General features: G+C 43.9%; 8 protein-coding genes. 4 read left to right on the top strand and 4 right to left on the bottom strand.

Annotation, left to right across the window (positions count from 1 at the left end):
• Positions 1-10: 10 nt before the first annotated feature.
• Positions 11-2782, top strand: a complete 2772-nt coding sequence (gene uvrA / locus DWZ47_RS20875) for an excinuclease ABC subunit UvrA (protein ID WP_117514540.1) — start codon at positions 11-13, stop codon at positions 2780-2782.
• A gap of 187 nt (positions 2783-2969) precedes the next feature.
• Here uvrA and DWZ47_RS20870 read toward each other — a convergent pair whose 3' ends face one another.
• Genes DWZ47_RS20870 through DWZ47_RS20860 form a run of 3 tightly spaced genes read right to left on the bottom strand, consistent with a single transcriptional unit; the run spans position 2970 to position 5117 of the window.
• Positions 2970-3455, bottom strand: coding sequence for an outer membrane beta-barrel protein (locus tag DWZ47_RS20870; protein ID WP_004327036.1), 486 nt, complete (start codon positions 3453-3455; stop codon positions 2970-2972).
• A 4-nt stretch (positions 3456-3459) separates the two neighbouring features.
• Entirely contained in the window at positions 3460-3690 is a 231-nt protein-coding gene (locus DWZ47_RS20865; RefSeq protein ID WP_004327038.1) for a hypothetical protein, read from the bottom strand.
• On the bottom strand, positions 3687-5117 hold the full coding sequence (locus DWZ47_RS20860) for a carbon starvation protein A (protein WP_008774802.1): 1431 nt from the start codon (positions 5115-5117) through the stop codon (positions 3687-3689). The genes DWZ47_RS20865 and DWZ47_RS20860 overlap by 4 nt, the downstream gene beginning before the upstream one ends.
• A gap of 108 nt (positions 5118-5225) precedes the next feature.
• Between DWZ47_RS20860 and DWZ47_RS20855 the strand changes: the two genes are divergently transcribed.
• Complete coding sequence (locus DWZ47_RS20855) at positions 5226-6677, top strand: glycoside hydrolase family 10 protein (RefSeq protein ID WP_117514538.1); 1452 nt, start codon at positions 5226-5228, stop codon at positions 6675-6677.
• Positions 6678-6924: 247 nt separating this feature from the next.
• Here DWZ47_RS20855 and DWZ47_RS20850 read toward each other — a convergent pair whose 3' ends face one another.
• Positions 6925-8124: a hypothetical protein gene (locus DWZ47_RS20850; RefSeq protein ID WP_117514536.1), complete on the bottom strand. Its 1200-nt coding sequence runs from the start codon at positions 8122-8124 to the stop codon at positions 6925-6927.
• A 162-nt stretch (positions 8125-8286) separates the two neighbouring features.
• Between DWZ47_RS20850 and DWZ47_RS20845 the strand changes: the two genes are divergently transcribed.
• Together DWZ47_RS20845 and nifJ are read left to right on the top strand one after the other, a co-directional pair.
• On the top strand, positions 8287-9465 hold the full coding sequence (locus DWZ47_RS20845) for an ATP-binding protein (protein WP_004307073.1): 1179 nt from the start codon (positions 8287-8289) through the stop codon (positions 9463-9465).
• A 32-nt stretch (positions 9466-9497) separates the two neighbouring features.
• Positions 9498-13049: a pyruvate:ferredoxin (flavodoxin) oxidoreductase gene (nifJ, locus tag DWZ47_RS20840; protein ID WP_004327044.1), complete on the top strand. Its 3552-nt coding sequence runs from the start codon at positions 9498-9500 to the stop codon at positions 13047-13049.
• Positions 13050-13121 lie beyond the last annotated feature (72 nt).

Below are 13121 nucleotides of genomic sequence, written 5' to 3'. Positions count from 1 at the left end.
GGAGTATTTTATGTCAGAAAACAACTATATTTCGATCAAAGGCGCACGAGTCAACAACCTCAAAAACATCGATGTAGATATTCCCCGCAACAAACTTGTTGTTATCACCGGATTGTCGGGTTCGGGAAAATCATCACTTGCTTTTGATACCCTTTATGCAGAGGGACAACGCCGCTACGTAGAAAGCTTAAGCAGCTACGCGCGTCAGTTCCTGGGGAGAATGAGCAAACCGGAGTGTGACTTTATCAAAGGGATTCCTCCCGCCATTGCCATCGAACAAAAAGTAAACAGCCGTAATCCCCGTTCCACCGTGGGCACCTCGACTGAAATTTACGAATATCTACGCCTGTTATATTCACGGGTGGGAAAAACGTATAGTCCCATCAGCGGGCAGGAAGTGAAGAAGCACTCCACAGAGGACATCGTCAACTGTATGCTTTCTTATCCGGAAGGCACAAGATATACGATACTGACACCTATCCGCCTGCGTGAAGACCGCACATTGCAACAGCAACTGGAGATAGACCTGAAACAAGGATTCAACCGTATCGAAGTGAACGGTGAAATGAAACGAATCGATGAATATACACCTGTGGCAGGTGATGAAGTCTATCTGCTGGTTGACCGTATGGCGGTTGCCACCAGCAAGGACGCCATCAGCCGACTGACTGATTCTGCCGAAACAGCCATGTACGAAGGTGAGGGAACCTGTATGCTGCGTTTTTTTCTATCAGATGGAACCACGAAGTTACATACTTTCAGCACTAAATTCGAAGCGGACGGCATCATCTTTGAAGAACCAAACGACCAGATGTTTTCATTCAACTCGCCTATCGGCGCTTGTCCGGCGTGCGAAGGATTCGGCAAAGTAATCGGCATTGACGAGCACTTAGTCGTTCCGGATCGTTCATTATCGGTGTATGAAGGAGCTATCGTATGTTGGCGCGGCGAAAAGATGGGCGAATGGAAAGAAGAATTAATTCACAATGCGGAAAAATTCGACTTCCCGATTTTCACTCCTTATTATGAGTTGACAGACGCGCAACGTAGGTTACTTTGGGAAGGCAACCAATATTTCCACGGCATCAATGATTTTTTCAAGATGCTGGAAGAGAATCAATATAAGATACAATACCGGGTGATGCTGGCGCGTTACCGGGGAAAGACGCTTTGCCCGAAATGCCACGGCACCCGCCTGAAACCGGAAGCCGGATATGTACGAGTGGGTGGAAAAAACATTTCCGAACTGGTAGATTTGCCTATCACAGAGCTGAAGGAATTCTTCGATCATTTGGAACTGGACGAACACGACAACAACGTATCCCGACGTATCCTGGTTGAAATAAATAGCCGGATTCGTTTTCTAATTGATGTAGGTTTGGGCTATCTGACTTTGAACCGGCTTAGTAATTCCTTATCGGGTGGAGAGAGCCAGCGTATCAATCTGGCAACCTCGCTGGGAAGTAGCCTTGTAGGTAGTCTTTATATTCTCGATGAACCAAGTATCGGACTGCATAGCCGTGACACAGACCGTCTGCTCCATGTGTTGCGTCAACTGCAACAATTAGGAAATACGGTAGTGGTGGTAGAGCACGATGAAGAAATTATCCGTGCAGCCGATTACATTATCGACATAGGTCCCAATGCCGGACGCCTAGGTGGAGAAGTTGTCTACCAGGGAGATATGAAGGATTTAAAGAAGGGAAGCAACAGTTATACGGTACGTTATCTTTTAGGAGAAGATGAAATACCCGTTCCGAAGCATCGCCGGCCATGGAATAACTATATAGAATTGAAAGGCGCACGTGAGAATAATCTGAAAGGAGTAAACGTACGTATCCCTCTCAATGTAATGACAGTTGTTACGGGTGTTTCCGGTTCCGGGAAGAGTACATTGGTAAGAGATATTTTCTTCCGGGCATTGAAATGTGAATTAGACGAATGTAGTGACCGACCGGGAGAATTCACTTCAATCGGAGGAAGTTTGCGTGACCTGCGGAATGTAGAATTTGTAGACCAGAACCCGATTGGCAAATCATCGCGCTCAAATCCGGTGACTTACATCAAGGCTTACGACGAAATCCGCAAACTATGGTCCGAACAGCCTTTGGCGAAACAAATGGGATATACCCCCGGATTCTTCAGTTTCAATAGCGAAGGCGGACGTTGCGAAGAGTGTAAAGGAGAAGGAACCATTACTGTAGAAATGCAATTTATGGCAGACTTGGTGTTGGAGTGTGAATCTTGTCACGGAAAACGTTTCAAATCCGACACGCTGGAAGTGAAATTCAACGATAAAAGCATCTACGATGTATTGGAGATGACCGTCAACCAAGCGATTGAGTTCTTCAACGAACATGGACAGAAGAAAATTGTGAAGAAGTTACTTCCTTTGCAGGACGTAGGACTGGGATATATCAAATTAGGACAGGCTTCTTCTACCCTTTCCGGTGGTGAAAACCAACGTGTCAAACTCGCATTTTATTTAAGTCAGGAGAAAGCTGACCCAACGATGTTTATCTTTGACGAACCGACTACAGGATTACACTTTCATGATATCCGCAAACTGCTGGATGCTTTCGACGCATTGATTCGCCGGGGACACAGCATCGTTATCATCGAGCATAACATGGACGTTATCAAATGTGCCGATTATGTAATCGATCTCGGACCGGAAGGTGGAGATAAAGGTGGAAATATCGTAGCGGTAGGTACTCCGGAAGAAGTTGCCGCCTGCGGAGCAAGTTATACAGGACAATTCTTAAAAGAAAAACTCCGCTAATAAATGATAATTTTAGGGTTCACCACAGAGGCCACGGAGGATACAGAGTTCTTCTCTCTTTTTTCCGTAAGTAAAACAGAGCGATAAATACGTGAGACTCTGTGTTATTCTATAGTGAATAAAAATAGTAAACCTCTGTGTCCTCCGTGTCCTCTGTGGTGAAATATAAATTCCTATTTACAGCTAATTAAAAGTAGAACCCGAATCCTATCTTCACACCGAAACGTGAATTATCAGAATCATCAAAACGCCATTTATAATAAACTGCCGGTTCGATCGTTACAGTTTTGGAGAGAAAGTACGCATATCCAGCTTCAATGCCCAATCCCCAATCGTTGTTATGGCTACCACCCTTGTAACGGACCCGTTCCCAGTCAAAACCACCCCCAAGATAAATCCCCGTTGTATTGAAATAACAACGCATTCCTGTACCTAGTGTATATGTATCCTTCGGTTGCGACCAGTCTGCTCCAATATTTACCATCAATGCAAAACCATCTGCCAAAAATGTACCGGCTTGCGCACCAATACCAAACTTGGCATCATCATTTTTACTGTAAGAAAAATCCAGTCCTGTCACAGAAGGGTTGAGAATCATCGTTCCTTTCTCAAATTGTGCCTGCGCAGTAAAAGAGACTGCTAATAAGCAAAGAACCAAAGCTAATTTCTTCATAAACTTATTTTTTTAAGTGAATAGATTGTTCGTCTTTTTTGCGGCGTTCACGCATTTGTTCCTTTTTTCGAAGCACCAGCCAAAGAAGGAGGACGATGACATAAGAAACCACCACCGTAATTATTTTTTCTGTCAGGCTGACTTCCGTATTACGAGGCAACAAATAAGCCGCTGTTACGGATACATAAATAAGGAATGCAAGCGCAACTCCTGTCGATTTTCTTATTTTCTTCATTCTGATAATTTTCTTGTTTTTTGCTTGCTTATCCAGATATAGAACCAAACTGCCGCAACTACTACACACGCTATACCAACGCCATAGGAAGCTGCATGCGAAAGCCCCAATCCTTCAGGAGCAATACATATATAAGTAGAACATACACATGTCATAAACAGTGCCGGTATCAAAGTGATGATATAAGTTTTCTTAGATACCGCCAGAAAAACCGTTATAGCCCACAAGGTAAACACAGCCAGCGTCTGATTCGCCCAGGCAAAATAACGCCATATCATATTAAATCCGTTTGCGTCACGCAAGCTATACAAAAGCAGACCGATAGCAAGGACAAACATCGGAATGCAAATATATAAACGACGGCGCATACTTTTTTGTTCCATACCCAGGAAGTCTGCCACAATCAGACGTGCCGAACGAAAAGCCGTATCACCCGAAGTAATCGGAGCGGCAATCACTCCCAAAATAGCAAGTACGCCTCCGACAGCTCCCAGCCACTCCTTCGTTATAGAATCTACAATAACGGAAGCATTGCTTTCTTCCATTCCGTTTTCATGGAAAAAGTAAGTAGCGGCAGCAGCCCAAATAAGAGCAACAATGCCCTCGGTAATCATTGCACCGTAAAACACCGGACGTCCATGCCGTTCCGAGGTCATACAACGTGCCATCAACGGGCTTTGCGTAGCATGAAAACCCGAAATGGCACCACATGCAATACTCACAAACATAATCGGAAAAATAGGAAGCTCACTTGCTTCGGGATTTGTATTTTGCAAACCATCCCAAAGTTCAGGCAAAGCCGGATGGTTAACGTAGAGCATCACCAAAATGCCTACTGCCATAAACAACAAGGCAACCGCAAATATAGGATAAATTTTACCTATTATTTTATCAACAGGAAGTAGGGTCGCCAAAATATAATAGAGGAATACAACCACAATCCAAAACGTAGCATCCAAACTTTCCGGAGTGAGTTTTGCCAACAGTCCGGCAGGCCCCGCAACGAAAACCGACCCCACCAGAATCATTAAAATGACAGTGAATCCTCTCATCACCTGCTTGGTAGTCAGTCCCAAATAACGTCCTATTATTTCCGGCAGACTTTCACCTCCATTACGCAAAGAAAGCATTCCGGCAAAATAATCATGCACTGCACCCGCAAAAATACTTCCCAACACAATCCACAAGTATGAAGAGCTACCAAATTTCGCTCCCATGATTGCTCCGAAAATAGGACCTAATCCGGCAATATTAAGAAATTGAATCATGAAAATCTTCCAAGTGGGCAATGGAATATAGTCCACTCCATCAGCCTTTGTAAGAGCCGGTGTTTTACGGTCATCAGGACCAAAGACGCGTTCCATCAGGCATCCGTACGTAAAATAGCCTACTATCAGTGCCAGCAGGCATAGAGTAAATGTAATCATAGCGTGTCGTTTTTTAGCTTGGCAAATGTAACATAATCTCACGAAACAGCCCAACAATACCGACACTTTTACTAACTTTGCAGGGATTTAAAACAAAAAATAAAGAATATGCGTCGATATATTTTCATTCTTTCACTTTTGTTTCCTTTCCTCTCAATGGTTGCGCAACCCAAACATGAAGTTCGTGCCGCATGGGTCACAGCGGTGTACGGACTGGATTGGCCTCGTACACGTGCGACAACTCCTCAAACAATCCGCAAACAGAAAGAAGAATTAATAGATATTCTTGATAAGTTGAAGGCTGCCAACTTCAACACTGTCCTATTTCAAACCCGTACACGTGGAGATGTATTATATCCTTCAGCAATCGAACCATTCAATTCAATCTTAACTGGAAAGACAGGAGGAAACCCCGGCTATGATCCACTGGCTTTCGCCGTTGAGGAATGTCATAAACGGGGAATGGAATGTCACGCCTGGATGGTAACTATTCCGCTGGGGAATAAGAAACATGTTGCTTCGCTCGGAAGTCAGTCCGTCACCAAGCGGATGAAAGATATCTGCGTCCCTTACAAAAGTGAATATTTCCTCAACCCAGGGCATCCGGCTACGAAAGAGTATTTGATGAAACTGGTACGGGAAGTCGTAAGCGGTTATGATGTGGACGGAGTACATTTTGACTATCTGCGTTATCCGGAGAATGCTCCCCTTTTCCCCGATAAATATGATTTCCGCCGATATAATAAAGGACGTACGCTGGATCAGTGGCGCCGGGATAATATCTCCGAGATTGTACGTTATATATATAAAGGTGTAAAAGCGATGAAGCCTTGGGTAAAGGTAAGTACCTGTCCGGTAGGAAAATACCGGGATACATCACGTTATCCTTCCCGTGGATGGAATGCTTTCTTTACCGTTTATCAGGACCCACAAGGCTGGATGGGAGAAGGGATTATGGACCAGATTTATCCGATGATGTATTTCCAAGGAAACAATTTCTATCCTTTTGCTCTCGACTGGCAGGAACAAAGTAGCGGACGACAGGTGGTTCCGGGACTTGGCATTTATTTTCTTCATCCTGATGAGGGTAAATGGACACGTGACGAAATTGATCGTCAGATGAACTTCATCCGCAGTCAGAAAATGGCAGGTGAAGGACATTACCGGGTGAAATATCTTATGGAAAATACACAAGGTATCTACGATGAATTGGCTGAGAATTTCTATGCATATCCAGCTTTACAGCCTCCTATGCCTTGGCTGGACAATGTTCCGCCTACGGCTCCGTCCGAACTAAAGGTTACTGATATCAACAATGGATATACGGAATTAAAGTGGCAGGCTGCTACCGACAATGATTCGCGTAATAATCCGATGTATGTCATTTATGCATCAAATGAATTTCCAGTAGATACTAATCGCCCGGAGAACATTGTTGCACAAGGCGTTCGGGAGACAAGTTATATCTATGCTCCTATCCTACCCTGGAATGCTAAGAAACATTTCGCAGTTACGGCTATTGACCGTTGCGGAAACGAAAGTGCGGCGGTACAGAAGTAAAATAAACATGCCTATACTGGTATGAACTTCCCAGCAAAATAATCTAGTTCTACTTCATTCCAGTTTTCCGGAATGGAGTGATTAACAATAACAAGCGAAGTTGTCAACTAAATCCAGTACAGTACACACATGGCATGTGATTACTTGTTTCATGCAATGAAACTTTTTGTTTCTCGGTGTGGAACCAATGGTTTCACTACATGAAACTATCAGTTTCACACCGAGAAACCATAACTTCGATATAATATCACAAAAACACGCTTTTTGAGATAAACACCCACGCCCGATAACTACTCTTTTTATGAGCCGGCACCAATGACAAATAGCCTGATTTTATTCTTCCTTGTTCTATTTCCAAAGGATAAGCCTCCTCCATTTCTTTGTGTGCTCTCCAGGCTGTTCCTTCCGTAGGGTAATAGCTTATTTGAAAAGCTCCTGTTGAAGTAGGATAGATATAATGGTCATAAATATGACGCGCTACTACTCCCATATTCATCCTCAAGTTGATTTCCACGCAAGGATGAATCCGATAAACAGGAGATTCTGGAAAGCGACAGATCATCATATCCACTCCCAAATAACCATTATAAATGGTTCCGAAACGGAGGGATAATTCTTGTTCAAGGCGGTCGCGCAATTTATAAATTTCTTCGACAGGGATATATTCCAAAAGATTCCGTTCGATGGCTGCATCTGAAATCAGCAGATTACCTTCGTACGCCCCACTTCCACCCGTACGGAATTGAGAGTATCCGGCAAAGCCAAATCGACCATTACTCGAAGAACGAAATTCCATAGCAAAATCTTCCACCTTATTATATAGAGGTTCGCCAATAACACCTCCTTGCTGTTTGCCAATGCGTGAGCACCAACCGGAAATAGAAGGAGTATATACACCTTTGCACCAGTTCAGCCCTTTCCCGCTACCGGATAAAGGAGCTTTCAGTAAACAAGTATCATGTGATTCTACAAATGACTTCCATTCTTCGGGAAACGTCAGGTAAAAAGACTCTCCACAAAAACAGGCTCCCAGTTGTAGCTGTGGTAATAATCCCACAGCGCAGGAACGATGGGAACAGAAACGCAGTTTATCCAATTGCTCAATAGAAGGAAGCTCGCTTTCTTCCACTCCCAAATCCAACAGTCGTTTTCTTATTGCTATATCCCAGCCCCAAGGACGAATATCCAAATTCCGCTCCGAAGCAAGTTCAGGTTCTGTCATCAAATCAACCGAAAGTCCTAATAATTCCTGTATCTTCTTCACATAGTCGAGATTATAAGCGGAAGGAGCCAATACAACACTTCTCTCTTCTGCATACCACATCGGCAACAAAGCCAATTCGGATGCCATCTGCCGGGCGGAAGCCGGTGCCATATAGTTTGTTTCACCGCTGGCTAACGCCAAATCATGTTCCGGATTGAATATATAAAGAGCCTTTTTTGTCATTTTAAACGAATTCAAAACTTTATTCTGCAAATATATACAGGAAATAGTCAGGAATGGCTACAATAAACAGAAAGTTCTAATTAAACTCACAATTTTGCCATCTCTACTTTGCAAATCCTAAAAAAAGCAGTATATTTGCCACCCGAAAAACAAAGAACTGAAATGGAATCATTCTATCGCACACACGCCTACCTCGTTGAGCACACCAATGCCCCCGTTCGCCGCGATCTTATGGACGAGATCGACTGGAGCGACCGCCTGATTGGTATCAAAGGGACACGTGGCGTAGGAAAAACCACTTTCCTTCTCCAATACGCCAAAGAAAAATTTGGGAACGACCGCTCCTGCCTGTTCATCAACATGAACAACTTCTACTTCTCTGGCCACAGCATTGTAGACTTTGCTAACGAATTCCAGAAACGTGGTGGAAAAGTATTGTTGATCGACCAAGTGTTCAAACACCCGGAATGGAGCAGAGAGTTGCGCATGTGTTACGACCGTTTTCCTAATTTGAAAATTGTCTTTACCGGCTCATCCGTAATGCGACTGAAAGAGGAAAATCTTGAATTGCGTGATATTGCAAAAAGCTATAACCTGCGCGGATTTTCTTTCCGCGAATACCTGAACTTACAAACAGGCATGAAATTCAGGGCCTACAGTCTCGAAGAAATTCTTAGCACTCACGAACAGATTGCCAAAGGAGTACTCTCTAAAGTTCGTCCGCTGGATTACTTCCAGGATTACCTGCATCATGGGTTCTATCCATTCTTCCTCGAGAAGCGTAACTTTTCGGAGAATTTGCTGAAAACGATGAACATGATGGTGGAAGTAGATATCCTGCTCATCAAACAAATTGAACTGAAATATCTTTCAAAGATAAAAAAATTACTATATTTGCTCGCTGTCGACGGACCGAAGGCTCCCAATGTGAGTCAACTGGCAAGCGACATACAGACATCTCGCGCCACGGTGATGAACTATATCAAGTATCTGGCAGATGCGCGACTCATTAATCTGGTTTATCCGAAAGGAGAAGAATTTCCTAAAAAACCTTCCAAGATAATGATGCACAACTCCAACCTGATGTATTCCATCTATCCCGTGAAAGTGGAGGAGCAGGATGTACTCGACACATTCTTTGCAAATTCTTTATGGAAAGACCATAAGGTACATAAAGGAGATAAAAACGTCTCTTTTATGGTGGACGAAGTAATGCCGTTCAAAATTTGCCAGGAAGGAGCAAAGATCAAGAACAATCCGAATGTGACGTACGCGTTGCATAAGGCTGAAATAGGTCGGGGCAACCAGATACCTCTCTGGATGTTCGGCTTTTTATATTAAAAGATTTATTTACTTAAATATTTAATTTAGTTATGACTAAACAGAAGAAATTCATCACTTGTGATGGTAACCAGGCTGCAGCGCATATCTCGTATATGTTCTCTGAAGTAGCTGCTATCTACCCCATCACTCCTTCTTCGACTATGGCTGAGTACGTAGACGAATGGGCTGCCGCAGGACGTAAGAACATCTTCGGCGAAACAGTATTGGTACAGGAAATGCAATCTGAAGGTGGTGCTGCCGGTGCAGTTCACGGTTCTCTTCAGGCTGGTGCGTTGACTACTACTTACACTGCTTCTCAGGGGCTTCTCCTGATGATCCCTAATATGTACAAAATTGCCGGTGAGTTCTTGCCTTGCGTATTCCATGTATCTGCTCGTACATTGGCTTCTCACGCATTGTGTATCTTCGGTGACCACCAAGACGTAATGTCAGCTCGTCAGACTGGCTTTGCGATGTTGGCTGAAGGCTCTGTACAGGAAGTTATGGATTTGGCTGGTGTTGCTCACTTGGCTACCATCAAATCTCGCGTTCCGTTCATGAACTTCTTCGATGGTTTCCGTACATCTCACGAAATCCAGAAGATTGAAATGTTGGAAAATGATGATCTTGCTCCGCTGATCGATCAGGAAGCTTTGGCTGAATTCCGTGCCCGCGCACTGAATCCGATGAATCCGGTTGCTCGTGGTATGGCTGAAAACCCCGACCACTTCTTCCAACATCGTGAATCATGTAACAACTACTATGAAGCAGTTCCTGCTATCGTAGAAGAATACATGAATGAAATTTCTAAGATTACAGGTCGTAAATACGGTTTGTTCGATTATTATGGTGCAGAAGATGCAGAACGCGTAATTATCGCTATGGGTTCTGTAACAGAAGCTGCCCGCGAAGCTATTGACCACTTGGTAGCAAATGGCGAAAAAGTGGGTATGGTTGCCGTACACCTGTATCGTCCGTTCTCTGCTAAACACTTCCTGGCTGCTGTACCTAAGACTGCCAAGACTATCGCAGTTCTTGACCGTACTAAAGAACCGGGCGCTAACGGAGAACCTCTTTACCTTGACGTTAAAGACTGCTTCTACGGCGCAGAAAATGCTCCGGTTATCGTTGGCGGTCGCTACGGTTTGGGTTCAAAAGATACTACTCCTGCTCAAATTCTTTCAGTATTCGAAAACTTGGCCATGCCAATGCCGAAGAATCACTTCACTATCGGTATCGTAGACGACGTTACTTTCACTTCTCTTCCTCAAAAAGAAGAAATCGCTTTAGGCGGTGAAGGAATGTTCGAAGCTAAATTCTACGGTTTGGGTGCTGACGGTACAGTAGGTGCTAACAAGAACTCTGTAAAGATTATCGGTGACAACACTGACAAACACTGCCAGGCTTACTTCTCTTATGACTCTAAGAAGTCAGGTGGTTTCACTTGTTCTCACTTGCGTTTCGGTGATACTCCGATCCGTTCCACTTATTTGGTAAATACTCCGAACTTCGTTGCTTGTCACGTTCAGGCTTACCTGCACATGTACGATGTAACTCGTGGTTTGCGTAAGAACGGTTCTTTCTTGCTGAACACTATCTGGGAAGGTGAAGAACTGGCTAAGAACCTGCCTAACAAGGTTAAGAAATATTTTGCACAGAACAACATTTCCGTATACTATATCAACGCAACACAGATTGCATTGGAAATTGGTTTGGGTAATCGTACCAACACTATCCTTCAATCTGCATTCTTCCGTATCACAGGTGTTATTCCTGTAGACCAGGCTGTTGAACAGATGAAGAAATTCATCGTTAAGTCTTACGGTAAGAAGGGTGAAGACGTTGTTAACAAGAACTATGCTGCCGTTGACCGTGGTGGTGAATACAAGACTTTAGCTGTTGATCCTGCTTGGGCTAACCTGCCGGATGACGCAAAAGCTGAAAACAACGATCCTGCATTCATCAACGAAGTAGTTCGTCCGATCAATGCACAAGATGGTGACTTGTTGCCTGTATCTGCATTCAAGGGTATCGAAGACGGTACTTGGTATCAAGGTACTTCTAAATACGAAAAACGTGGTGTAGCCGCATTCGTTCCTGAATGGAATCCAGAAAACTGTATCCAGTGTAACAAGTGTGCATACGTTTGTCCTCACGCTTCTATCCGTCCGTTCGTACTCGATGCTGAAGAGCAGAAGGGTGCTAAGTTCGAACAATTGAAAGCAGTAGGTAAAGTATTCGACGGTATGACATTCCGTATCCAGGTTGACGTTCTCGACTGTCTGGGTTGCGGTAACTGTGCTGACATCTGTCCGGGTAATCCGAAGAAGGGTGGCAAAGCATTGACAATGAAACACCTCGAAAGCCAATTGGCTGAAGCTGACAACTGGACTTACTGTGCTGAAAACGTGAAGACTAAACAACATCTTGTTGATATCAAGTCCAACGTGAAGAACTCACAGTTCGCTACTCCGTTGTTTGAGTTCTCTGGTGCTTGCTCTGGTTGTGGTGAAACTCCGTATGTGAAATTGATTTCTCAATTGTTCGGTGACCGTGAAATGGTTGCTAACGCTACCGGATGTTCTTCTATCTACTCTGGTTCAGTTCCTTCTACTCCGTATACTACGAACGAAAACGGTCACGGTCCTGCTTGGGCTAACTCACTGTTCGAAGACTTCTGTGAATTCGGTCTGGGTATGGAATTGGCTAACGAAAAGATGCGTGCTCGTATCGTGAAGTTATTCAACGAAATCCTTGCTGCCGACAACGCTTCACCTGAAGCAAAAGAAGTGCTGAAAGCATGGATTGAAAACATGTACGATGCTGACAAGACTAAAGAATTGGCTCCTCAAGTGAAAGCAGTGATTGAAGAAGGTCTTTCTCATGGATGTCCTATTTGCAAAGAACTGAAAGGACTGACTCAATATCTTGTAAAACGCAGCCAGTGGATCATTGGTGGTGACGGTGCTTCTTACGATATCGGTTATGGTGGTCTTGACCATGTAATCGCTTCCGGTAAGGACGTTAACATCCTCGTTCTGGATACTGAAGTTTACTCTAACACAGGTGGTCAGTCTTCTAAGGCTACTCCGGTAGGTGCTATCGCTAAGTTCGCTGCTGCTGGTAAGCGCGTACGTAAGAAAGACCTCGGTCTGATGGCTACTACTTACGGTTATGTATATGTTGCACAGATCGCTATGGGTGCTGACCAAGCTCAAACTCTGAAAGCTATCCGTGAAGCTGAAGCATATCCGGGACCATCTTTGATTATCGCTTACGCTCCATGTATCAACCACGGTCTGAAAGCAGGTATGGGTAAGAGCCAGGAAGAAGAAGAAAAAGCTGTTAAGTGCGGTTACTGGCACTTGTGGCGTTACAACCCAGCTTTGGAAGAAGAAGGCAAGAACCCATTCCAATTGGATAGCAAAGAACCGAACTGGGAAGATTTCCAAGGTTTCTTGAAGGGTGAAGTTCGTTACGCTTCTGTAATGAAACAATATCCTACTGAAGCTGAAGAACTGTTTAAAGCTGCTGAAGAAAACGCTAAATGGCGTTACAACAGCTACAAACGTTTGGCTAGAGAAAACTGGGGTGCTGAATAATAGTAATACCCTATAAATATAAAGAGGTTGTGTCAAAACGTTGGCACAACCTCTTTTATATTTTACAGTTCT

This window comes from Bacteroides sp. AF32-8BH (genome assembly GCF_003435205.1).
GTDB lineage: Bacteria > Bacteroidota > Bacteroidia > Bacteroidales > Bacteroidaceae > Bacteroides > Bacteroides ovatus.
Note: the sequence above shows the minus strand (reverse complement) of the source record. Positions and strands in the feature narration are given on the sequence as shown.

Excerpts from the sequence above, each read along its gene's own strand:
- uvrA (WP_117514540.1), top strand. The coding sequence starts at position 11 with ATGTCAGAAAACAACTATATTTCGATCAAAGGCGCACGAGTCAACAAC.
- DWZ47_RS20870 (WP_004327036.1), bottom strand. The coding sequence starts at position 3,455 with ATGAAGAAATTAGCTTTGGTTCTTTGCTTATTAGCAGTCTCTTTTACT.
- DWZ47_RS20865 (WP_004327038.1), bottom strand. The coding sequence starts at position 3,690 with ATGAAGAAAATAAGAAAATCGACAGGAGTTGCGCTTGCATTCCTTATT.
- DWZ47_RS20860 (WP_008774802.1), bottom strand. The coding sequence starts at position 5,117 with ATGATTACATTTACTCTATGCCTGCTGGCACTGATAGTAGGCTATTTT.
- DWZ47_RS20855 (WP_117514538.1), top strand. The coding sequence starts at position 5,226 with ATGCGTCGATATATTTTCATTCTTTCACTTTTGTTTCCTTTCCTCTCA.
- DWZ47_RS20850 (WP_117514536.1), bottom strand. The coding sequence starts at position 8,124 with ATGACAAAAAAGGCTCTTTATATATTCAATCCGGAACATGATTTGGCG.
- DWZ47_RS20845 (WP_004307073.1), top strand. The coding sequence starts at position 8,287 with ATGGAATCATTCTATCGCACACACGCCTACCTCGTTGAGCACACCAAT.
- nifJ (WP_004327044.1), top strand. The coding sequence starts at position 9,498 with ATGACTAAACAGAAGAAATTCATCACTTGTGATGGTAACCAGGCTGCA.